20 protein-coding genes and 1 pseudogene are annotated in these 22795 nt (G+C 67.4%); 12 read left to right on the top strand and 9 right to left on the bottom strand.

Annotated features, from left to right (window positions below):
- The first annotated feature begins 50 nt into the window (after window positions 1-50).
- Complete coding sequence (locus ACIA49_RS32810; protein WP_396381761.1) at window positions 51-692, top strand: TetR/AcrR family transcriptional regulator; 642 nt, start codon at window positions 51-53, stop codon at window positions 690-692.
- Window positions 693-728: 36 nt separating this feature from the next.
- Window positions 729-1244 (top strand): carboxymuconolactone decarboxylase family protein, encoded by a 516-nt coding sequence (locus ACIA49_RS32815; RefSeq protein ID WP_396381763.1) that lies wholly within the window; start codon window positions 729-731, stop codon window positions 1242-1244.
- Window positions 1245-1250: 6 nt separating this feature from the next.
- Here ACIA49_RS32815 and ACIA49_RS32820 read toward each other — a convergent pair whose 3' ends face one another.
- Window positions 1251-2204 carry a GlxA family transcriptional regulator gene (locus tag ACIA49_RS32820; RefSeq protein ID WP_396381764.1) on the bottom strand — a complete coding sequence of 318 codons (954 nt, stop codon included), beginning with the start codon at window positions 2202-2204 and terminating at the stop codon, window positions 1251-1253.
- Window positions 2205-2341: 137 nt separating this feature from the next.
- Here ACIA49_RS32820 and ACIA49_RS32825 point away from each other — a divergent pair, with 137 nt between their 5' ends.
- From ACIA49_RS32825 to ACIA49_RS32845, 5 genes are all read left to right on the top strand, one after another.
- Complete coding sequence (locus ACIA49_RS32825; protein ID WP_396381765.1) at window positions 2342-2992, top strand: DJ-1/PfpI family protein; 651 nt, start codon at window positions 2342-2344, stop codon at window positions 2990-2992.
- Window positions 2989-3456 carry a hypothetical protein gene (locus ACIA49_RS32830; RefSeq protein ID WP_396381767.1) on the top strand — a complete coding sequence of 156 codons (468 nt, stop codon included), beginning with the start codon at window positions 2989-2991 and terminating at the stop codon, window positions 3454-3456. The genes ACIA49_RS32825 and ACIA49_RS32830 overlap by 4 nt, the downstream gene beginning before the upstream one ends.
- The gene (locus tag ACIA49_RS32835; protein WP_396381769.1) at window positions 3453-3713 is read left to right on the top strand and encodes a hypothetical protein; all 261 of its coding nucleotides are present in this window, start codon (window positions 3453-3455) and stop codon (window positions 3711-3713) included. The genes ACIA49_RS32830 and ACIA49_RS32835 overlap by 4 nt, the downstream gene beginning before the upstream one ends.
- Window positions 3714-3871: 158 nt before the next feature.
- Complete coding sequence (locus ACIA49_RS32840; RefSeq protein ID WP_396381771.1) at window positions 3872-5059, top strand: ROK family protein; 1188 nt, start codon at window positions 3872-3874, stop codon at window positions 5057-5059.
- Between the two features lie 195 nt (window positions 5060-5254).
- On the top strand, window positions 5255-6301 hold the full coding sequence (locus tag ACIA49_RS32845) for a LacI family DNA-binding transcriptional regulator (RefSeq protein WP_396381773.1): 1047 nt from the start codon (window positions 5255-5257) through the stop codon (window positions 6299-6301).
- Between the two features lie 10 nt (window positions 6302-6311).
- Here the strand turns inward: ACIA49_RS32845 and ACIA49_RS32850 are convergent, their stop codons facing one another.
- Window positions 6312-8696 (bottom strand): GH92 family glycosyl hydrolase, encoded by a 2385-nt coding sequence (locus ACIA49_RS32850; RefSeq protein ID WP_396381774.1) that lies wholly within the window; start codon window positions 8694-8696, stop codon window positions 6312-6314.
- A 176-nt stretch (window positions 8697-8872) separates the two neighbouring features.
- On the opposite strand from ACIA49_RS32850, the gene ACIA49_RS32855 reads away from it, so the two are divergent.
- The gene (locus ACIA49_RS32855) at window positions 8873-9727 is read left to right on the top strand and encodes an HAD family acid phosphatase (RefSeq protein WP_396381776.1); all 855 of its coding nucleotides are present in this window, start codon (window positions 8873-8875) and stop codon (window positions 9725-9727) included.
- Between the two features lie 62 nt (window positions 9728-9789).
- Here ACIA49_RS32855 and ACIA49_RS32860 read toward each other — a convergent pair whose 3' ends face one another.
- The 4 genes from ACIA49_RS32860 to ACIA49_RS32875 form a co-directional block, all read right to left on the bottom strand.
- Window positions 9790-11250 carry an alkaline phosphatase D family protein gene (locus ACIA49_RS32860; protein ID WP_396381778.1) on the bottom strand — a complete coding sequence of 487 codons (1461 nt, stop codon included), beginning with the start codon at window positions 11248-11250 and terminating at the stop codon, window positions 9790-9792.
- Window positions 11251-11677: 427 nt separating this feature from the next.
- A complete protein-coding gene (locus ACIA49_RS32865; protein ID WP_396381779.1) occupies window positions 11678-12781 on the bottom strand; it encodes a LacI family DNA-binding transcriptional regulator in 1104 nt (367 codons plus the stop codon).
- A gap of 181 nt (window positions 12782-12962) precedes the next feature.
- Window positions 12963-15026, bottom strand: coding sequence for an MGH1-like glycoside hydrolase domain-containing protein (locus tag ACIA49_RS32870; protein ID WP_396381781.1), 2064 nt, complete (start codon window positions 15024-15026; stop codon window positions 12963-12965).
- A gap of 200 nt (window positions 15027-15226) precedes the next feature.
- Window positions 15227-15562 (bottom strand): hypothetical protein, encoded by a 336-nt coding sequence (locus ACIA49_RS32875; protein ID WP_396381984.1) that lies wholly within the window; start codon window positions 15560-15562, stop codon window positions 15227-15229.
- On the opposite strand from ACIA49_RS32875, the gene ACIA49_RS32880 reads away from it, so the two are divergent.
- Together ACIA49_RS32880 and ACIA49_RS32885 are read left to right on the top strand one after the other, a co-directional pair.
- The gene (locus ACIA49_RS32880) at window positions 15525-15716 is read left to right on the top strand and encodes a DUF2000 family protein (protein WP_396381974.1); all 192 of its coding nucleotides are present in this window, start codon (window positions 15525-15527) and stop codon (window positions 15714-15716) included. The two genes, ACIA49_RS32875 and ACIA49_RS32880, sit on opposite strands and share 38 nt — an antisense overlap.
- 55 nt (window positions 15717-15771) lie before the next feature.
- Window positions 15772-16710: pseudogene (locus ACIA49_RS32885) on the top strand (DMT family transporter); the annotation flags it as partial.
- On the opposite strand, the gene ACIA49_RS32890 reads toward ACIA49_RS32885, so the two are convergent.
- Window positions 16680-18119, bottom strand: a complete 1440-nt coding sequence (locus ACIA49_RS32890) for a GntR family transcriptional regulator (protein WP_396381782.1) — start codon at window positions 18117-18119, stop codon at window positions 16680-16682. The pseudogene ACIA49_RS32885 and the gene ACIA49_RS32890 overlap by 31 nt on opposite strands.
- A 73-nt stretch (window positions 18120-18192) precedes the next feature.
- On the bottom strand, window positions 18193-19113 hold the full coding sequence (locus tag ACIA49_RS32895) for a LysR family transcriptional regulator (protein WP_396381783.1): 921 nt from the start codon (window positions 19111-19113) through the stop codon (window positions 18193-18195).
- Window positions 19114-19219: 106 nt separating this feature from the next.
- Here ACIA49_RS32895 and ACIA49_RS32900 point away from each other — a divergent pair, with 106 nt between their 5' ends.
- Window positions 19220-20305 (top strand): FAD-dependent monooxygenase, encoded by a 1086-nt coding sequence (locus ACIA49_RS32900; protein WP_396381784.1) that lies wholly within the window; start codon window positions 19220-19222, stop codon window positions 20303-20305.
- A complete protein-coding gene (locus ACIA49_RS32905; RefSeq protein ID WP_396381785.1) occupies window positions 20302-20676 on the top strand; it encodes a CocE/NonD family hydrolase in 375 nt (124 codons plus the stop codon). Before ACIA49_RS32900 ends, ACIA49_RS32905 begins: the two co-directional genes overlap by 4 nt.
- Here ACIA49_RS32905 and ACIA49_RS32910 read toward each other — a convergent pair.
- The gene (locus ACIA49_RS32910; protein ID WP_396381786.1) at window positions 20657-22717 is read right to left on the bottom strand and encodes a sialate O-acetylesterase; all 2061 of its coding nucleotides are present in this window, start codon (window positions 22715-22717) and stop codon (window positions 20657-20659) included. The two genes, ACIA49_RS32905 and ACIA49_RS32910, sit on opposite strands and share 20 nt — an antisense overlap.
- Between the last annotated feature and the right edge of the window lie 78 nt (window positions 22718-22795).

Genomic DNA, 22795 nt, shown 5'->3' on the forward strand with positions numbered 1-22795 from the left:
GATAGAGTCTCGCTGTGCCGACACCGAATCCAGCGGAAACACCGCACCTGATGCGCAGGGGGCTCCAGACCTTCGCGGAGCTGGGCTACGAGCTGACGACCGTGCGTGAACTGGCGCGCCGGATCGGCGTCAGTCACAACTACGTGAACGAGCGCTATGGCTCGAAGCTGGGATTCTGGCGCGCGGTGGTGGACTTCGGCTGTTCGGAGATCGGCGTACTGATGTCGCCGGAGGACGCCCGGTTCGGGGACGACGAATTGCTGGCGGCCATGGTCCTGCGGCACTACCGCAACGTCGCGCACCATCCAGCGATCCATCGCGTGCTGTGGGACGAGGCGGCCCGGGAATCGGAGCGGCTCGACTATCTCTACAGCCGGTACATGCAACCGACAGCCGTCACGTTCCTGCCGGTTCTCGAACGCCTGATCGGCGCGGGCAAGGTGGAGCCCACCTCTCCCGACCTGCTGTACTTCTCCATCAACGGACCGTCGGCGGCGCTGGTTCAGCGCCCGCTCGCTCGTCGGCTCGCCGGACAGGAGTTCGCCAAATCGGAGGACCTGGACCCATTGGCGAAGACCCTGGGACTCCAGGTGATCACGTCGCTGCTGCCCGCCTTGGCTGCCGACCGCATCCCCGACGTCTGGCCGGTAGCCAGTACTGGTACGGATGTGCGGACCGCGTCGGCTTCATAGCATTTCCGGACCGAACGCCCGACGAGAGGAATCCCCGTGCGAGTCACCGTTCCTGAAGGCCGGCACCCGCTGCTGTACATCCAGACCGACATCGGATCACCGGATCTCCGCGACACCTTGCAGAAGGTCAGCCAGACCCTCTTCGTCAACGATTCGACGGTAACACCGAAAGAGCGCGAAGCCGCCCGGTACTACGCGGCCTGGATGGTCGACTGCGACTCCTGCGCGCAGTGGCGCGCCGCGCGCGACCTGCCGGGATACGCCGGCGAACCGATCAGCGACGAATGGTACGACAACATCCACCGCTACCAGACCTGGCCAGGATTCACACCGCGCGAACGACTGGCCATCGACTTCACCCAGCGCTTCCTGAACGACCATCGCGCCCTGTCCGCCGACGACCAGGCCTGGGATCTGATGCACCGGAATTTCACCGAGACCGAGATCTACGATCTGTGCATCATCTCCAGCCTCATGGCCGCCTCCGGAATGATGCGCGAGGTGCTCGTCGTCACTCCGGAATCGAGCTGTGGGCTACCAACCTCGAACTGAGCCGGCTCATCGGGCTGTCGCCGACGAGCGGAAGGTCTGGCGGTAGGCGCCTGGGTTGACTCCGACCGTCTGGGCGAAGAGCGCGCGGAAGTTGCTGGCGGTCGGAAACCCAACCTTGCCGGCGATCCGTTCGACGGTGTGGTCGGTCGTCTCCAGAAGCTCCTGGGCGTGCCGGATCCGGACACCGGTCAGCCATTGGATCGGACTCTGCCCGGTCTCCTCGGCGAACCGGCGTGCCAGCGTCCGCACGCTCATGCCCGCGGCCGTGCTGATGTCGGTCAAGGTCAGCCGGCGATGCGCGTTCTCCTCGATCCACTCCAGCACGCGTTCGAGATTCCCGGTCCGCAGGGTCGGGCGGTTGCGCAGGATGTACTGCGCCTGCCCGCCCGTGCGATGCAGCGGCGCGACGGCCAGGCGCGCGGCATCGGCCGCGACCGCGACTCCGTAGTCGCGCTCGATCACATGCAGACACAGGTCGAGACCCGCAGAGGCCCCCGCGGAGGTGAGGATCGATCCGTTGTCGGTGTACAGAACGTCCGGGTCGACCCGGACCGCCGGATACTCCCGCGCCAACCGGTCGGCGCCGAGCCAGTGCGTAGTCGCGACCTTCCCGTCGAGCAGGCCCGCCTCGGCCAGCGTGAACGCACCGACACAGATCGAGGCCATCCGCGTCCCCCGATCGACCGCCGCCCGCAGCGCGTCCAGGATCTCGGGCGCGGTCGGAACCTTCGGATCGTTGCGGCCCGGTACGACGATCAGGTCCGCCTGCTCCAAGACATCGAGGCCCGCGCCCGGCGTGACCCGCAGCGGTCCGGCCGCGACCGACGGCGTCGCTCCGGCCACGACAACCCGATACCCCGCCCGCCCGTCGGGCAGCCGCACCCGTCCGAACAGCTCGATCGGAGTGGCCAGATCGAAGGAGATAACATCGTCCAGCGCGAGTACCACGACCAGTTGCATCGCACCATCATAGGCAGTTCTGGCCATCCATTGCGTATGGCCAGATTCAGGTCTTTTGTGTCCAGATGGCCGGTGGTGAAGCCCGATCGAACTACGTGAGGATGTGCAGGCAGAACAACCCTCCTGAAAGGATCCCCATGCCACGGACGCGCGCACAATTCGTCCTGTACGACGGATTCGATCCCCTCGACGTCATCGGCCCCTACGAGGTCCTGACCGCCGGCAGCGACCTGCTGCACGGCACCCTGGAGATCGAACTCGTCACCGCCGAAGGACCGCGCACCGTCACTTCCGGCACCCCCGGCATCGCGCTGACCGCCACTGGCTCGCTCACCCCGGACCGCTCCGGGTATGTGTTTCTTCCGGGGGCCTCCGGTCCGGCCCATGACGACACCATCCCGAAGTTGCTGGCCGCGTTCGCCGGGAGCGCCGCAGCCCCACTTCTGCAGCAGTGCCTGGACAACCCGGCCATGACTGTCGCGACCAACTGCGGTGGATCGCTCGCGCTGGCCATGACCGGGCTGATCAAGGGACGCTCGGCGACCACCCACGTCCTCGGTCAGGAATCACTCGCCGCCACCGGAGTGAACGCCGTACGGGCGCGGATCGTCGACGACGGCGACCTGGTGTCGGCGGGCGGCGTCACCTCCGGAATCGACCTCGGCCTCTACCTGCTCGAGCGCGAGTTCGGCCCGCGCGTCGCGCGTGCCATCGAGGACTACTTCGAGCACGAACGCCGCGGCACGCCCTGGCGCGACACCGGTACCGAACTGCCCATCGGCGCATGACCGCGTTCCTGCTCTCGATCCACGTCCTGGCCGCGATTCTCGCCGTCGGTCCGGTCGCGATCGCCGCCAGCATGTTTCCCCGGGCGGCCCGGGGCGCTTTCGGCCATCCTGACGACGTCCGCGGCTCGGCCACCGTTCAGATCCTCCATCGGATCACGCGGGTCTACAGCGTGATCGCGGTCTTCGTCCCGGTCTTCGGGCTCGCCACCGGCGCAGGTCTCGGCGTCCTCGGCGACACCTGGCTGATCATCTCGATGGTCCTGACCGCCGGCGCCGCCGCCGTCCTGATCGGACTGATCCTGCCCGGCCAGCGCCGGCTGCTCAGCGACCTCGAACAGGGCCACGACCTCGCACGAGGCGATCGGCAGCTCGGCATGCGGACCGGAATCTTCAACCTCCTCTGGGCGATCGTCGTCGTACTGATGGTCTACCGCCCGGGCTCGACCACCGGAGCCGGACTATGAACCCGCAGCGCGCGCTGCACCTGATCGGTACCTTCGAGCTCGTCACACTGGTCCTGCTCCTGGCCAACCTCGTCACGATCCATCACCCGTCGATCGCTGCCGCGCTCGGGCCGATCCATGGACTCGCCTACACGAGCACCATCGTCATCGCCGTACTCGTGAGGAACGGACACCACCGCATCTGGCTACTCTCGCTGGTCCCCGGCGTCGGCGGCCTCCTCGCCGCTCGAGTCACCGGCCCGGTCGATGGCCGGTGAAGCTCGTTGTCGTCCGGGTCGGACACCCGACCCGGGGCGGGTCTGCTCGTCCATCGGGAACGAGAACGGCGCAATAGCGCTGCCAGCTCCTCTAGCTTTCACTGGAGGCGACCTGTGGTGATCGCGGCTCGCTGTCGGCATTTCGTATGCTCGTCGCCGTGGACCACGATGATTCGGCCTCGCTCTCGGCTCGGCGCAGGCGTACCCGCAGCCAGGTCCTCGCGTTGCTGTCGCAGAGCGGTAGCGGATTGACCAGGGGTGACCTGAGCCTGATGACCGGGCTGTCCGCAAGCGCCATCAGCGACTGCGTCGGTTCGCTGCGCGAAAGCGGACTGATCGCGGAGTCTGCTGCCGGGCCGCAGCAGTCCGCTCGTGGCCGACGGCCTACCGTGATCACCCTGGCCGACGACAACGGCATCGTCATTGGCATGGATGTCGATCACACCCAGGTGACGGTGGCGGTCGCCGACATCAAGGGCGACATTCTCGGGCTGTCCACAGGGGTGCTGGATCTCGACCATCGGCCACAGCAAGCCTTTGACCTCGCTGCGCAGCTGACCCGCCAAGCGCTCGAGGACAACGGCCTCAGGATGGACGACGTACGCAGCATTGCCGCTGGGGTCGCTCGCCCACTGGACCTCCGTACCCAGGTTGTCCGATTGACTGCCGGCCAGTCCGCATGGAGTGGCATCTCCCCGGCCGACGAGCTTTCCCATCGCTTCGGCCGTCCGGTTGCCGTCGGCAACGACGCTGATTTCGGCGCCCGGGGTGAACTCATCTCGGGCGCCGCACAGGGCATGGAAAACTTCGTGTACGTCAAAGTGTCCGACCGGATCGGCTCCGGTCTCGTTCTCGCCGGCCGTACCTACCACGGAGCGGCGGGGCTGGCCGGCGAGATCGGTCATATCCAGGTCCCCGGTGCGACCCAGCTCTGCCGGTGCGGCAACCGCGGTTGTCTCGGAACGATCGTCTCGCTGACGAATGTGCGGGCCGAACTGGCCCACGTCCTGAACCTCACCGACGAGGCGGACGTCCCGCCCCTGAACGAGCTGAGCGATCATCCGGCGGCGAGCCGGGTACTGGCCGAGTCCGGCCGGACCGTTGGACGCGTCCTCGCAGACCTGGTCAACTCCTTGAATCCGGAGGCGATCATCCTCGGCGGCCAGCTCGGCGGATCGGGCCGCTCCTTCGCCGACGGCGTCGCCGAGTCGGTCGTCCGCTACGCCCAACCCGCCAGCGCCGAGTCAGTCGCGATCCTGTCCAGCAAACTCGAGCCGAGAGCAGAAGTTCGCGGCGCGATCGCCACCGCTATAGCCACGGCGCAAGCCGAAGCCATCAGCCATTGAACGCCAGTCCGTTCCATCCAATGGAACGAATGCGCCTTAATATGATCTACTTCATGCTGTAACCGTTCTTTAATGCGCGCTCGGCGCACAGATTCGACCGTCGACCGCAGAAACGTCGCCTGGCTCCGGCAGCACCTGCTACCAAGGACTCAACTGCCTCGGGACCCCGTCCCGCCTGCTCCGAGAGGTCGACACATGATGACCATGGCCGACGTTGCGCACGCTGCCGGCGTATCGGTGACGACCGTCTCGCATGTCGTCAACGGAACCCGAGTGGTCCTCCCCGCAACCCGCGAACGAGTCCAGCGGGCCATCCAGGACCTCGGCTACGTGCCGAGGCCGACGACGCGCTCACTCTCCGCTGGATCGCACCGAACGATCGGTGTGGCTGTGACGGTGGCGAACAACCCGTACTGGGTGGAGATACTCGAGGGCTTGGGCCGCGAGGCGGAGCGGCTCGACCTGGACCTGATCGTGGTCGACACCCGCGACGACCCTCACCACGAGGCCACGGCTGTGGCCAACCTCATCGCGCACCGCGTCGACGGCCTGATCATCGCGCCGACCGGGAGTTGGCGGGCGCGGACCTTCCCGATGCTGTGCGACCGTTCGCTGCCCCACGTGCTTCTCGACCGGCTGGACCCGATGCTGCGTGTCGACCAGGTCGGAGTCGAGAACGAATCCGTGACCAGGGCCCTCATCGACCACCTGATCCAACTCGGGCACACCCGGATCGGCATGCTCAGCGGCATTCCCGGCCTGTTCACCAGCTCCGAGCGCCTGCGTGGGTACGTCGGTGCCCACCATCGCGCGAATCTGCCGATGGACCCGGAGCTCGTCCGCGTCGGCGATTCCTCGAGCCGTGGCGGCCGCCGGGCGGCCGCGGAACTCCTGCGCCTGCCGGACCCACCGACGGCTCTCTTCACCGCCAACAGTGGCATGACCGTCGGTGCACTCGCCGCACTGCAAGAGGCCGGCGTCAAGGTACCGGACGACATCGCTCTGGTCGCTTTCGACGACTTCCCCTGGGCCGACCTCTTCAGGCCCCATCTGACTGCCATCGCTCAGCCGTCCGCTGCCATCGGCGCCCGCGCTGTGCAGCTCATGCACCGCCGACTCGGCGATCGCGATGCACCGCACCGCATCCTCCGTCTGCCTGCCGAGATCATGCACCGAGAGTCTTGCGGGTGCTCGGCAGGCTCAGAGCTCGATGCAGTACGCCAGACCTCCTTGTCCGCGTAACCAAGACCGCTCAGCGGTCGATGGGCGGCGTGCCCCAGGTGGTTTGGGTGTTGGTCATTTGGGCGGTGATGCTGCCGCCTCGGGTGGTGAAGGATTCGGGGAGCCAGGACTCGGTTCGTGGGCGTCCGTTCAGCTTCAGCGCTTCGACGTACTGGTTGGTGTCTGAGGTGGCGGGTGCTTCCACGGTGATCCGTACGCCGTTGCTGCGGTGGAGCTCGACTTTCGGGAACAACGGACTTCCGACCAGCAACTCAGCCCGGCCCGCGGTCTGTGGGAAGAGGCCGATGGCGGCGTAGATGTACCAGGCCGACAGGGTGCCGAGGTCGTCGTTGCCGGGCAGTCCGGCGGGGCCGGTGCCGTACACGGTGTCGACGATCTCGCGGGTGGTGGCTTGGGTCTTCCACGCGACGCCGAGGCCGTTGTAGAGCCAGGGCGCGTGCAGACCGGGCTCGTTGGTCGGGTCGTAGCGGACTGCGCTCCCACCCTTGACCGCCCAGTTGCCGTTCGCATCGTGAAAGAATCCATCCAGCCGCTCAACTGCCTTGCCGTCCATGAGCGCGGCAAGCCCGGAGACGTCCTGCGGAACCATCCACGTGTACGTCGCACTCGAACCCTGCGCGAATCCCGTCTGGGTGTCAGGAGCGAAGCCCGGCTCCCACGTCCCATCGGCCCGCCGCGCCCGCTGATAACCTACTGCCGGGTCGAAGGTGTTCTTCCACCAACTACCACGGGCTTTCAGAACCGGCGCGCTGGTTCCGAGCCGCTGCGCCCATTGGGCCAACGAGTAGTCGGCGAGGGAATTCTCGAGGGTTTCGGCGGCGCCGCCCCAGCAGTAACAGGCATCCTGGGGCGCATAGTGGTGCGCGAGGTAGGTGTTCAGGGCAGGACGCTGGCCGGTGCATTGCCCTGGGCAACCACCGTCGTTCTCAGCCTCCGGGTTCTGCACCCGCGCCTGATGCGCCAGCGACTCGAACGCACCCCGTACGTCGAAGTTCCGCACCCCCATCGCGGCGAACGTGGCCAGCGTCGGCGCCGCCGGGTCACCGGTCATCACGTGCGTCGGACCGTTGTTGTGCAGCCAGCGATCCCAAACCCCGTTGTTCTGCTGGGCAAACTGATACATCGACTGCGCGAAATCCCCCGCGACATCCGGCTTCAGCAACGCCAGCAACTGAATATGCGCCCGATACTGATCCCACCCGGAGAACGTCCCGTACTGGGCGCGCTGCCCACGGCTCAGATGATGAATCTTCAGGTCGCTTCCCAGATACCGGCCGTCGACATCATTGAAGATGTTCGGCTGCAACAACACGTGATACAGCGCCGTGTAGAACGTCGTCCGCTGCGCATCCGTCCCACCCGTGACATCGATCGCGCGCAGTTCACGCTGCCACGCCGCATACCCCTCCGCCGCGATCCGATCGACGGTCGCGTTCCGCCGTACCTCGGCTCGCAGGTTCTGCTCCGCACCCGCCAAACTCACATACGAGATCCCCAGCTTCATCCGCACCTTGACGCCCGGCGCGAACGACACGTAACCACCCGAACCACGACCGGCCCGATCCGCACCAGTCGCATAACCCTCGCCGCCGGTCGTGTGCGTGCTACCCGCGGCCAGGTCACCGTTCTTCCAGGTGCCATTGGCAACCACCGGCTGGTCGAACGACGCAGTGAAATACAGCCGGTAATAGGTCTTACGGTTGTTCACCCCACCGTTCGCGCGACGACCACAGAACGCGCCAGTCAGCACCGACCCGGTCACCTTCCGGCCAGTCGGGTCGATCGTGATCTCCGCATCCTCACTGCCGTTCAGGGAATTCGACGTCCGGAACAGCAGGTTCGCGGTCTGATCCGCCGGGAAGGTGAACTCGCCCACGCCGGCCCGCGTAGTCACCGCCAGGTCGGACTTCACACCCGAATCCAGCGTCACCGTGTACCGGCCCGGGACAGCCTTCTCGTTCGCGTGACTGAAGTTCGACGCGTACTTCGCGTCCTTCGTGTCAGCCGTCGGTGACGAGTCGACCGCCCCGACGTACGGGAGAATCGGGATGTCGCCGGCGGCACCGGGATTGCAGCCCGCCCCACTCAAGTGCGTGAGGCTGAACCCGCGCACGCGCGTCACGTCGTACTGGTACCCGTTGGCCGCGCCCGTGCTGGTCTGATCGCCGCGCGTGCTCGTCGGGCTCCACGAAATCATCCCGAACGGCCGGACCGCACCCGGCCAGGTCGTCCCGTCGCGCTGCGAGCCGATCAGCGGATCGACCGACGACGCCGGATCGACCCTCCCCCCGCCAGGCCAACCGTGTTCCGGCCGGCTGTCACCGGGGGTACCGGCCGAGGCTGGGAGTACGGGGAGCAAGAACGCTGCGGCCAAGCAGCCGGCGACAATGCGCATCGGATCGCCTTCCATCGACAGTGCACGACGAGGCCACGCTATGAGCACCACGACCTGGCCGATGCCTGTTGCGCAAATGCCGGGTGCCCGATGCCGCACTTGCGCAACGAGCCGACGGCCCCGAACACCGGGATCAGACTTCGTCCCACCAGTTTCCTCTCCTGGAAAGGTCCACGATGCGCATCAGTTCCTTTCGCGAGCCTGGCCGCCTGCTGGCCGTCGGCCTGGCCACCCTCACGCTGACCACGGCAGCCACCGGACTCGCCTACCCTGCCGACGCTCCCGCCGGCGAACCGGCGATCAAGACGTCGACACCCCGCAGCGCACAGCAGATCACGAACATCGACATCCTCAAGCAGCAGATCCGCAACTATTACGGCGACCCACTCGGCACCGGCGCCATCGGAGCCGACGGCAACTACGCACGCGAGACCAGGTCGGTAGCAGCCGGCATCAACCGCTACCTGTCCCGCCCGCGGCACGTGCGGCCCGGCAAGCAGAAGGCGATCGTGCTCGACATCGACGACACGACGCTCGCCACCTGGAACCTCGCCGTCTCGGACAACTGGAACAACAGCACCGCCGCCCGAACCGACTATGTCGACAACCAGAAGTTCGTCGCTGTCCCGGGAATGGTCGACCTGGTGGCGGCCGCCCGGAAACAGGGTTATGCGATCTTCTACGTCACCAACCGGCGGGCCTCGTCCCGAGCAGCGTCGCTCGGCAATCTGACGGCCGACGGGATCGGCGTGGACGCCGGTTTCACCGCTCCGACCACCCTTCCCAGCGGCGAGCCTGGCCTGTTCATGCGCCCCAGGCCCAAGGACTACCCGGCGTACCTGCGAACCGCCTGCGCGGCCGACCCGGACGCAACCTGCACGACGGTCCACCTGAAAACAGCGCACCGCACCTACATCGAGTCGTTCGGGTACGAGATCGTGGCGAACATCGGCGACCAGTACGTCGACCTCGAAGGCGGTCACGGCGGCCGGACGTTCAAACTTCCGAACCCGAACGGCTACTCCGTCTAGCTCGGACCAACCATCTGCCCGGACGGCAGGGCCGGCGTCGCGCGCCGCCGGCCCTGCCGGGATCAGGCCGGCTGTACGCCGGGTTGTCCGTCCTCGATCACGAAGGATTTCGTCGTCACCGCAGGCCGGTCGGCCACGGTGACCTGGTCGACGGACCGGAAGTCGGCCCGCATCTGCGACGGGGTGATCGTCGTCCGGACGTAGCCGCGGCGCGCACTGTAGAACTTGAGCCAGGGATTGGCCGCGACATCGGGGATCGTCGTCGACGCGCTTCCGTCGCCGCTCGCGGTGACCGAACTCGTGATCAGTTCGCTGCCGATCGTCGCCGAGCTCGGGTTGTCGTAGTTCGCCTTCAGGTCGCAGGCCCAGGCGCGGTGCACATCACCAGTGAGCACCACAGGGTTGCGGGTACCGCGGTCGACCCAGCCTTGCTGCATCCGGGCCCGGGACGTCCGATAGCCGTCCCAGGTATCCATGTTGGCCGCGCCCGTCGAGTCGTACCGCCGGGCGAAGAACACTTGCTGCGCAAGGATGTCCCATCGGCCGTAATGCTGGTCCAGGCCGTTCAGCAGCCAGGTCTCCTGGGTATTGCCCGGCAGGCTTCGCGACGCAAGGTCCGCGTCCGAACAAACCTGCCACCCGTCGCCACACGCCTGATCGTCGCGGTACTGGCGCGTGTCGAGCATGTGGAAGGTCGCGAGACTCCCCCACCGGACCCGGCGGTACAGCGGGATGCTGTTCCCGTTGTTCGCCTGTGCGGGCCGCAGCGGCATGTTCTCGTAGTAGGCCTGGAAGGCCGCCGTACGGCGCGCGATCCACTCCGCGGTCGTCAACGGTGGCGAGTTGTTCGCCCGCACCATCCCGGCCCAGTTGTTCTCCACCTCATGGTCGTCGAAGACCACCAGCCAGGGCGCCGCCGCGTGCGCCGCCTGAAGGTCCGGGTCGGTCTTGTACTGCGCGTACCGCCGGCGGTAGTCCGCGAGCGACACGAGTTCCGTTGCCCCGGCGTGCAGTCGGACTCCGCCGGACGCCGCCCCTGCTTCGTAGAAGTAGTCGCCCAGGTGCACGATCAGACCCGGGTTGTCCTCGGCCATCCGCCGGTAGACCGTGAAATAACCTTCTTCGTAGTGCGCACACGAGGTGAACAGCATCTCCAGCGTCCGGCCGTTGGAACCGCTGGCCGGAGCTGTCCGGGTCCGGCCGACGTCTGACAGATGGCCTTGCGCACGGAACCGGTAGAAGTAGTCCCTGTCGGCAAGGAGCCCACCAGCCACCGCGTGGACGGAGTGCGCGTTCGCAGAGGTTGCCGTCACCGTCCCGGAGGCAGCCAGTGTCGCGAAGGTATCGGTCAGCGATACCTGCCACTCCACGGCGACGTCGGCGTTCGCCATCCCACCGTGCCCGTCGTCGTTGAGCGGTGTGGGAGCGAGCCGCGTCCACAGTACGACGCTGCTGCTGTCGGGATCCCCGGAGGCGATCCCGACCTGAAAGGGATACGGCTCAGCGGCTGTCGCTGTGATCACTGAGGTTCGTAAGGGGATCGCGGCGCTGCCCGCTAGTGCGAGGCCGCCGGCAAAGAGAGTTCTCCGACTGATTGGGCGCACGTCATCGCCTCCAAAGAGGGTCTGTTCCGCCAGGTGGCAGGTCCTGTTCACGGAACGGGAGTATCGGCATGCGGCAGCCACGATGGTTGCCGACGGCTCGCACGATCGCGGCGCCGTAGCGGCGCTGCGCGTGTACTGAAGCACCAGGAGACCGCAAGTCGCAGGACTTCTTCCGGGACAGTCGAACATCCTGCTGTGGCAAATAATCTACGAATCCAAATATTCGCCGTCAACAGCCGGTGACCAGCAAGAACGAGTTGCGCAAGCGATGTTTCGCGCCGGGCAGCTGCGGTCAGAGCGCCGCAGCGAGCTCAGCGAGGGCAGGACCCCGTGGTGTTCGAGGGCGTCACCGCGGAGACCGTGCAGGCGCGCGCACGGCAGATCGAGCAGGCTCCAGCGCGCACCCGCAGGAGTTGCGATGCATGATCTCGGCGGGAAGGCGCATCATCCGGGGGGGTGCGTCCGGGTCTTCCATCCGGCGAACGAGCAGCTGCACGGCCCGGGCACCGATCGCGGCCGACGGCTGCGCCACCGTGGTCGGCGCCGGGGTGAACAGGTCCGCCCAAGGGAAGTCGTCGAAGGCAACCAACGCGACATCCTCCGGGACCCGCAGTCCCGCCGACTGCAGGGTCGTCATCGCGCCGATCGTCATCGCGCCGTTCGCGGCGAACAACGCGGTGGGCCGATGGGCCAGCCGGAGAAGCTCCGCGGTCGCCGTCCGGCCGCCGGCCGTCGACGAGTTCCCGACCCTGATCAGCTGTGGATCGATGGGGAAACGGTTCCGCTTGTGCGCCAGTTCGAAACCACGCAGGCGTTCGACGCTCGTCGACAACCCCGGGATCCCTTTCAGCATGCCGATCCGCCGATGGCCGTGGTGCATCAAGTGCTCGACCACCGCCGCCGCGGCCGACTCGTTCTCGACGCCGACCTGGTCCGCGTGCAGCGTCGGGTCGATCCGGTCGACCGCGACGAACGGAACCCGCTGCCGCCGCACCAGCGGCAAGGTCGACGAGCGCCACCCTGCGGCCGGCGAGATCACCAGCCCTTCGATGATCCGGTGCGCGACCAGGTTCGATACCGCGGCAGCCTCGTAGCGGGCATCGTCGCGGGTATCGACCACCACCAGGTTCAGGCCGGCCCTGGCCGCCTCGGCCTCGACCCCCTGGATCAGATCGACCCAGTAGGGATTGTTGGCCACCGTCATCGCCAGCCCGATCGTTCGCCCCGAGGCGGTCAACGGCGAGCCGGTCGCCGGCTGACGGTCGTAGCCGAGCGTCTTCATCGCCAGCTGGACGCGCTGGCGAGTCTCGTCAGCGACGATCCGCGTTCCGTTGACGACGTGCGAAACCGTGGTGACCGAGACATTCGCGGCCAGCGCCACCTGGCGCATCGTGACGCGGCCGCTGCTGTCGATCTCTCGCAGCGGCGACCGCCCCTGGTGAGGTTCCATCGTCCAGCCTCAGCGGCCGGCTGGACGACGGAACAGGAGAGCGCACACCGGCGGGACCGTCCGCCGGCTGCCGGGGACACACACGATGAGCACCTCCGACTGTCTCGGGCGCGAGCCGCACCGAGCCATAATCTACGGATACAAATATTTAGAGGTCAAGTGACGCACACCACGCGACAGCTCAGTCCTGGCTGACGCCCAGCGAGTCCACGTTGATCGAGCCGGTGTCCCCTGGGTCGTACGACAGCGTCAGTACCGGATGCCGTCCCCGGAGCGGGACCGCGTCGATCGTCACGGTTCCCCAGTCGTCCCAGCTCTTCGAGACCACCGGGAACGTCACCTGCTGGACGACCTGTCCGTCGGCTCGCAGGGTGAGCGTGCGGGCGGCGGAGTTCGCGTTGGCGTACCTGATCGTCAGCTTCCCGGCACCCGCGCGATCCGTCCGCCGGTGGACGGTGTAGGCCGAACTGGCCCCGGCGACCTTGAGCCCGTCGACGAACGCTCTGCCGCTGTAGCCGACATGGTTGGCGTTCGTCTTGGCTCCCCCGCTGTTCACCGCATCCTCGGCCTCCAGGTGCCGAGGATCCGGGCATCCCTGCAGAGCCTGCGTACCGCTGGTGTCCGAGCAACTGTCGCGCGCGTCCGGGACCTGATCGCCATCCCGGTCTCCCGCCCGGGTTCCGTCGTGGCCTCCGCCGTGGCCCCAACCGAAGCCTCCGTGGCGATCCCACCCGCCGTCTTCCCAGCCGCCACCGCGGCCGGAGGCGAGCGTGATGTCGATGGTGTGGCGTCCGGTCACCGAGGCCGGTACCGAGTTTCCGCGCACGCGCTTGCCGTCGATCGCGAACGACTCGATGGACGTCCCCGCTCCGTGCAGCCGGATGGTCAGGTCACCGTTGCGATACCGCACTCCGCGCAGCGTCGCGTCGCCCCACCCCTCCGGGAGCGTCGGGGTGAAGGTCAGCCCCCGGTCGTCGAAGTTCATCCCGAACAGGCCGGTGTGCATCATGTCGATGAACGCGGTCGCCGACCAGGTCTGGTTGGGCTGCGAGTTCCAGTGGTACTTCACCACATCGTCGCGGTGCTGGTACCCACCGTCGATCACGCCGGTGTCACCGTTGTAGATCTCCCAGAACCCCCCGTTGTTGACCGCCAGTTTGGCCAGCTTCGCGGTCTCCGTGGCGAAGGCCTGCTGCGCCCCTTCCCCGGCCAGCGCCTTGGCCCACAGGCCCTGCACGAGCGGCCAGACGATCGCGTTGTGCCGGCCCGGTTGGGCACTCGAATAGCGATCCCAGTGGGGATACGTGTCCGGCATCCCCCAGGTCATCTCCTGGGCGTTGGCGACAACTGACCGGGCCTGTGACGCGGAGGCGATTCCGAAGATCAAGGCAAAGGCGAGCCCGGTGCCTTCCTGGTAGACGCCACGGGTCCCGTCGGCGAGCAGTTGGTAGTTGTAGGACCCGGTCTCCGGGTTCCAGAAGTACTTGTTGACGGCCACCTTGAGCGCTGCGGCCTTCGCCCGGTAGGCGGCGGCCTCGGCCCGCGGCCGGCCCAGCTTCTCGGCCATGTCGGCCGCGGACCGGTAGGCGGAGTAGTAGAGCGCATTGGTGCTCAGGTACATGCCGGACACGATCCCGGGATACCGCCGGCTTCCACTCCCTTGGGACTCTGTCGCATCGACAGGTGGCGACGGGAACCCGGCGACCCCGTCGTTGAAGAACGACGGGCCGGTGAACAGGCCGAAGCCGGCATCGAACCCGTACTCCGTGGCCTTCTCACGGATCGACAAGGTCGTCCCCGCGGCCGGATAGGCGTTCACCAGGAAGGCCCGGTCCCCCGTCCGCAGGTAGTGCTCCCACGCGGCCGTCACCCAGACGACCTGATCCCACTGCTGGTTGTCCTGCTGCACCTGAAGCTTGCCGTTGGCATCCTTCTCGATCACGGCCCACAAGGTGTTCTTCGCCAGCGCGGGTGACAGCAGACTCGTCGCATTCCAGCTGTTGATGGAAGCATCCCGCGTCCACGGCTGGGCATAGCCGCCGCCGGCCCGCACCATGCCGACGGCCGGATCCATCAGTCCGCTCTTGGCATGGCTGGAGTCGAACGGCACCGTGTTGGTCTGGAGCAGGTTCTTCAGCGCGGCGGCGTACGCCGTACCGAAAAGGGCTTGGCTGTCGCGGTTCGCGAACTCGAGTGTCGGGGCCGAGGCGTTGACCGGTGCCGCCGCGGCGGGCGTGAGCGGCACCGGCGCAGCGCACAGGCCGAGTGCTGTGACGATTGCGGTACTTCTGAACCGCCACCGGCGGAGCCATGAGGTGTGGCGCATGCGGACAGACCCTTTCCCTGGGAGACGCAGCGATCATCGCGTTTCGTCGCAGGATGCCACATCGTTCAGCCCCGATGGACTGTTGCGCAACTAGACCGATTCCCCTTACCACCAACGTCTCAGCTGTCGAGCGGCAGTGCAATCGCGCCGGCGAAGCGAGGCATCTCGGCCTCGTCGAGCATGGCGGCAGCGACCGTCTCCCGGCTGACATTCGTGGCGAAGTCGAAGGGCGGCGCGGCATCCAGCCCCACCGTGCGCCGCGTCAAACTCTCCTCGCCGTCACTGAGTCGGGGGTTGGCGGCCACGAGCGCCTTGGCGCCTGCGGAGAGGATCCCGGCGGTATCGGTTCCCAGCCCGGAGAGCACGATCGCTGCCTGCGTCGCCGCGGACCGGGACACCGTACGGAACATCCGGAACCTGGCCAGCGCCCGGGACGACGTTCTCGTCGCCGACATGGCCGTCGACGCGCAGGAGACACGCGTGTACGACGACTACCTCACGCGGCTGGCCGAGCAGGGAATCGACCAGCTCGAATACGCGGCGGTCAGCCTGGTCGGCCCCCGCAACAGAATCGACCGGATCGTCGGCAGACTGGCTTTGCTGCCGTGACGGACCCGAAGGACCGCCCAGTTGGAGTTGGCAGGATTTCCCGGGCGCTACCGCCGTCCTGAGCGCGGCAGCGTTGTGGGGAACCGTCGGACCGGCCCAGATCCTTGCGTCCTCCACAGCAGACCCTGGTTCGCTGGGTGTTGCCCGTCTCCTCGTCGGTGGCATCGCGCTCGCGATCCTCTGTCTCCGGCTCGGCACCTGGCGCGCCGCCTTGCGCCGCGACGTCCTCGGCTGGATCCTCCTGGCCGCACTGGCCACCGGCGTCTATCAGGTCACCTTCATGCACGCCGTCGACGAGTTGGGCGCGGCACTCGGTACGACGATCGCGCTAGGGGTCGCGCCGGTCGCGACCGGACTGTGCGCACGATGGTGGACCCGCGAGCGCTTCACCGTCGGAACGCTGGCCGCGACCATCGGCTGCACCGTGTTGCTGAATCCGTTCGGCTCGTCCCAGATCAGCCTGACGAGCACCGGCATCGCACTGGTCTCGGGTACGTGCTACGGCGTGTACACCGTTGCCGCAAAGCGCTTTCTCCAGGCCGGCGCTCCGCCCCTCCCGGCGGCGAGCCTCACCTTGGTGATCGCCGGGGTTGTCCTGTCGCCGCTCATCGTCCGGCATCCCGGCCACCTTCTCGACGCAGATTCAGTACTGCTGATCGGCTGGCTCGGTCTGGCCTGCACCGCCGGGGCCTATGCAGCCTTCACCTACGGCCTGCGACGCACCAGCGCCCCCACGGCCGGGACACTCAGCCTCGCTGAACCGCTGGTTGCCGCCGCCCTTGGTGTCGTCGTTCTCCGTGAACATCTCTCGCTCACAGCAGCCATCGGATGCTTGGCACTGATCCTCGGGCTGGTGGTCGTCACGGCTGTCGACGCGTTGCCGACTCGACAGTCTCGAGCAGCTACCCCGACGCCCCGGGCCCGAGTTCGCCGATGGAGGCTGAGTCACCGGATGCCGGCGCGTCAGCTGCGGGTCAGCAGCGACCAGCCGTAGCCGGGAAACTCGGTCGGTTCGAGGTCTGCCCGGTCCAGCAGCACGTCGCCCACGCCGAAGGCCGGTGAGTTCGAGACGATCACCCGGCTCTCGGCGTTGACGAGATACGACTCGCCGGCCTCGGCCAGCATCGGTGACAACCACGATTCGAGACGGGCTACCAGAATGTCGGTACAGGTGATGCCGAGGAACTCGCCGCCCTTGACGATCGGCGCTGCGAGCGTGATCACGTAGTCGTCGGCCCCGCCGGAATCGATGTAGGGCCCTGCTGCCCAGGGCTTGCGTGTCTCCCGCGGGCGCGCGAAGAACTCCATCGACGCGTAGTCGTAGTAGTCCTCCCGCGCGGGATCCAGGACGTGCCGGTTCGCGAGCACCGGTCCCGACCCGGTGGCCAGTTGCCATTCGATCCACCGCGGTCTGTCCGGGACCAGGCCGACCTCGGCGACCAGGGCGAGACCGGTGATGTACTGCGGACACTCGCCGAATCGGCCCAGCACGACCTGCCGGACCTCGTCGCGGCGCTGCTGGAATCCGATGTCTGCGGTCAGCACCGGCGCGAGATCGGTGGCAACCGATCGGAGCAGCCCCTGCACCGTCCGCACTACAGCCCCGACTTCGGTACGGAGGCTGCGGGAGGTGCGTCGTTTCGCAACCTGGCGCCGCTCCGCAAGCCCCTTGAGCCGGACCTGCGCCAACTGCTCCATCATGGCGGCGATATGCCCCTCGGCTGCGGACCGAGCACGTCGGGGATTGCGCGCCTCGACCGCCGCCGCGATCTTCCGGAGCGCTCGTGCGCAGCGCCGGCGCTCGTCGGGGCCATCCAGCACCAGGCCGAACAACCAGTCGATCTGCTCGTGGGCAACGAACTCGGCCCGGGTCATCCGCGTCGACTGCGCCGCAGCGGCGAGCTCCAGCTGAAACCGCCCGTGTGCTCGTCGGGCCTCCACGGCATCGGTGGCGGCAGCGACCCGATCGACCAGCACCGACAGCGCCGTCATGTTGGCCGCAGTAGCTCGCTGCGCGGCGAGTGCCGCGTTCTGCGCCGTCAGCATCTGCCGCCAGTCGCCTACATCGCGTAGCTCGACCGTCGACAGGCCGAGGAGCTCGTCGCACTCCAGCTCCGCACTCGTCGGTGAATAGGTGACGAAGCTCCCGCCGTTCTTGCCGGCACGTGTCATCACGAGCCCTTCCTCGCGAAGCGTCGCAAGGGCCTCTCGGAGGGCGAAGACCGTGACCCCGAGCTGAGTCGCGAGATCAGCTTCCTTGGGCAGACGTGCCCCGTTCGGCAGGACGCCGAGACCGATCACCGCACGCAGCCGCCGTGCCACCGCAGCCGTTACGTCCGCCTCGCCCAGTGGGGCGAACAGAAGTGTTCGAGCGGGAGTGGCCAACTCGTCGCCGGCCGTCATACTCCACCTCGTTCTTCCAGCCCCGGGACACCGAACGACTTCCACCCAAACGCACGCCGGGAATTTGCGCAACTCAGGCAGAAAGTGACGGATCGACGATGGTGCTCATGATGTGGCGGGTGCGCTCACGGAGGAGCCAGTGGGTGCGGTCGTGATGGTTGCGGGGATGCCACGCCATGCCGAGCCGCACGGCAGGGAGCTCGAAGGGGATGGCGAAGGTCCGCAACCCCAGTACGTCGAGCATGTGGCGCCCGAGCCTGGCCGGCGCAACGCAGACAGCATCCGTCTCGCGGGCCAGGAACAGCGCAGTACCGAAACTGGGGACAATGGCAACTACCCGCCGGGTGAGCCCCAGACCGGCGAGCTGCTCATCGACCGGGCCGTGGGCTTCGCCCCGCCGCGACATCACGATGTGGTCGGCGGCCGCGAAGCGACGCGGGGTCACGGTCCTCACCTTCGCCAGCGGATGCTCCGGCCGCACCACACCGACGAGTGTCTCCGTCGCGAGTGTCTCCGAATGAATCTCCGGATCGACCGAACGAATGGTCCCGATCTCCAGGTCGACCGTTCCTTCGCGCAGCGGGGTGGCGTCCTTGAGGCTCTCCGGACGCAGCCGCAGCGAGATGCCGGGGGCTTCGGTCCGTAGGTCGTCCATCAAGGCCGGCAGGAACGTCGTACTCAGCATGTCGCTCACCTGAAGGTCGAACAACCGCACCGCGCTCCGCGGATCGGCGGCGTTCGACGGCCCGAACAAGGCGCGCGCACTGGTGGCGACCGCGTGCACCTCGCTCTTCAGCTCAAGCGCCCGCGGTGTCGGCACCAGATCACGCCCGGCCCGGACCAGCAGTGGATCGTTGAACGCGCGGCGCAGGCGCGCCAGGGCACGACTCATCGCCGGCGGCGAGGTGTGCAGACGATCCGCCGCCTTCGTCACGCTGTTCTCCGCCAGCAACGCGTCCAGTGCCTCGATCAGGTTCAGATCGACGTAGTCCATTCACCGATTATCACATTCGCAATCCTCGCATACCTAGCTTGCAGTGGTGTCAATCGGAATCTCTTCCTAGGCTCGAACCAGGCAACCAGACACAGGAGGCACGACCATGAAGGCAGTGGTGATCGGCGCCGGAATTGTCGGCTTGACGACCGGGATCGCGGTGCGCCGGGCCGGGGCCGACGTCACCATCTACGAACAGGCCCCGGAGATCAGAGCTGCGGGGGCATCGCTGGGGCTGTGGGGCAATGCGCTGGCGGTGTACGACGAGCTCGGCGTGGGCGAGCGCATCCGCGCCATCGGCAAGCCCGGCGAGATGTACTTCCACGACCCGGCCGGCCGCCGGCTCGCGCCACCGGGGTTCCAGCCCGAAGATCACCAGTTCGTCCTGGTTCCCCGAGCGGAACTGAACGAGCTGCTCGCCGACGCGGTAGGCCGGGAGAACATCAAGCCGGCCACCGGATTCGGCGAGTACGAGGAGCATGACGACCACGTCGCCGTCCGGCTGTCCGACGGCAGCAGCACGGCGGCCGACGTACTGGTCGGTGCCGATGGCACCTACTCCGCCGTGCGGGCACAGTTGGTGCCGGGCAGCGCCGCGCAAGAACATGCCGGCCACCACGCCTGGCGTGCGGTCATCGAAAATCCGGGGATCCCGCTGTCGGAGAACCGGCTGCTCCTGGGCAGCCATGGCACCCGGGGCGGTTATCTCCTCAACTATGACGGGGCCGTCTACTGGCTCGTGAACCAGTTCAACTCGACCGAGCCGGCTGGTAGCCGCAAGCAACAAGCTCTGGACCGGGCAGCCCATCTGGACCAGGGGATCCTGACCGAGCTGATCGCTGCCACGCCCGAGGAGAAGATCCTGCACAACCAGATCATGCTCGTCCCGCCCTTGCCCCACTGGACGTCTGCGCGGGTGGTGCTGGCCGGGGACTCTGCTCATGCGATGTCGCCGCACATCACCGCCGGCGCCACGCTCGGCATCGAGGACGCCGCGCTGCTCGGCCATCTGCTCGCCCCGGGGGCCGACGTACCGAAGGCTCTCGAGACCTACGCGGCATACCAGATCCCTCGCTACGCCGACATCGCCAAGCTGTCCGCGGCGGTCGAGCACTCGCCCACGCCCGAAGAGTTCGCGCGGAACTATGCCGCCTTCAGCCATTGGATGCTCACCCAGCAGGTGACGGTGTGACCTTCACGGTGGAGGTCGACGTACCGGTGCTGATGCGCGACGGCGTCGAACTGACCACCAACGTCTGGACGCCCGCCGGCGATGGGCCGTTCCCCGTGTTGCTGGTCCGCACGCCGTACGGGAAGGACGACGCCGGACTGTACGGAAACCCGAAGCTGCCGGACGTGTTCGCCCTCGTCGTTTTCGTTGCGCTGGCGACCGGCAGCTGGAGCACTTGTACCGCCCTGACCGGCTATCTGGGCGGCGTCGTCTTCCGCGACAACACGCTGCTCGCGATTGCCGTCGGCATCGGTGTGGCGCTGCTGGTCACCGCAGCGACTGAAGCCGTACGGCGCCTCCGCGGCCGGACGGTCAGGTCACCGGCAAGGTGAAGGCCAGCAGGCCGGCGCCCGTCGAGTTGGTGATCCACGGACCGGCTTTCAGGTGGCCCTGGTAGGTGAGCGTCGTGACGCTGGTTGCGGGGCCGGAGAGATCGAGCAGCAGGTTCCCACCCGGCTGGTACGTCACCGCGGTGACGGTGCCGCTGTTGACCTTGAAGTCCGCAGCAACCCCGGCGTCGACCGTCAGCGGTTCGGTCGACCGGAGCTTCACCAGGAGCTGGTTGCCGGCGCGCTGCACGATCGACGGGTTCGGCGGGAGTGCACCCTTCGAGGGGCCGCCGTACAGGTCCTTGGCGATCACGTTGAAGGTCCGGTCGCCCATCTCCCGGTAGCCGCCGAGGTAGGCGTAATGGCAGCCGTCATGACCTGAGAGAGCGGTGGTGGACAACACGGTGACGTTGTCGGTGTCGCCGAGCTCACGCTGAGCTTCGCGGACCTTCATGTTGGTCGCGTTGTTGCAAGGCGAGGTGCGAACCTGGCTGACGTAGTAGTGGATGTCACCGAGGTCGCTCCGCCAGTCCGACAGCAGCGCGCGGAACCCCTTGACGTGCGTGGTGGCGTCGTCGTTGTCGTTCTCACCTTGGTACCACAGCACCGCACGCACGTTCCCCAGAACGCCGGCCGCGACCAGGCGCTGGCGCAACCGGCCGTAGTTCGTGGTGATGTCGTCGGGGTTGGCGTCGTTGCGCTGGAAGAACGCGATCGGCCTACCGCCATGGGCACCCTGGACGATGGCGACCGGCACCTTGTAGGTGTCGACGATCCGACGGCCCACCCGGATCGCCCACTGGCCGACCGACCCGGACTGCACGGTCACATCACCGGTCGCATAGTTCCACGACCTGTCGGCCTGGGACAGTGCCGGATCCGCGGTCGAGCTGCCGAAACTGCGCAGGTACGGCGATTCCTCCGGGTTTGCCGCTCCGCTCCGTTTGGCAGCCTCGGCGTTGGACTGCCCCTCGATCACGTACACCTCGCCCGCGACCACATTGGTCCGCCTGGCCACGACACGATCGTCCGCGCGCAGCTCGAAGTCGTACTGCCGCAGCGCGGCCTCGATGCGTGGGGTGAACCGGAAGTCTCGCGCCCGCGACCGGTACGTGTCGGTCCGGCCGTTACTGGTGACCCGCAGCTCGACCTCCCGAACCTTGGGGTCGGTGATGTGTCCGGCCACCGGCACGGTCGCGTGGTTGTCCTTGTCCCGCGGATACAGCTGCCGATCTTGTGGTGCCTCGGTCAGGCTGACCACCGCCGGCCGGACGTAGGCGGTCAGCCGGCGCTGCGTGTACACCGCAGCATTGTTGGTGAAGGTCCAGTCAGGCTGACCCGCCGGATTCGTCCCGATGCCGATCGACAGCGCGTTCGCGGCCGGCTGGGTGACCGAATTGACCGCGAAGACGGTCGTGGCAGCCAGGTTCGACGGCCGCGCCGGGCCCACCTGTGAGACCTGGAACGAGCCGTATCCCAGGCCCGCGGTCGGACTGTCGTCGGCGTCGTAGGTCGTCGCCGACGAGTTCGCGACCTGTGTGCTCGCGACCTCCGCGTAGTTGTTGGGCCACATCTCCAGGTAGCCGGACTGCCGGGCGCCACTGGTCACGCTCGGGACATTCGACCAGACGTCGAGGTCGTCGACCCGCTGCCGTACCACCTCACCGGCGCGGGTCGGGATGCCGATCCGCGCGGCGTCCTTCGAGAACGGCTCCATCGCCGTCCACACCCATTGCGGACCGTCCGGACCGTTCAGCTGCAGGCAGTACGCGACGCGATCGAAGTTCGCGCCGACCTCGGCGCGCCGGTCGAGGCTGTACGGGAGATCCTTGTCGAGGAAGCCCGCCTTCTCCGGCAGGTCGAGCTGGAGGACCGGTTCGAACCCGGCGGCAGCAGCAGCACAGCTCTTCGGTGCTGCTTGCTCAGGAGGATGCTGACCGTGGCCGTGGCCGTGGCCGTGGCCGTGGCCGTCAGCAACGATCCCGGCGGGGATCAGGGGCGTCAGTAAGGCGACGAGTCCGGCGACTTTCCGGCGAAAAGGCATGGCGGACCTCTCGGAGTACGAAGGTGGATGCGACCTTCGTAGCACCCGTCCGCGAACGGTCGCGAGCACGCAGCGCCA

The organism is Kribbella sp. NPDC051587 (assembly GCF_044453945.1).
GTDB lineage: Bacteria > Actinomycetota > Actinomycetes > Propionibacteriales > Kribbellaceae > Kribbella.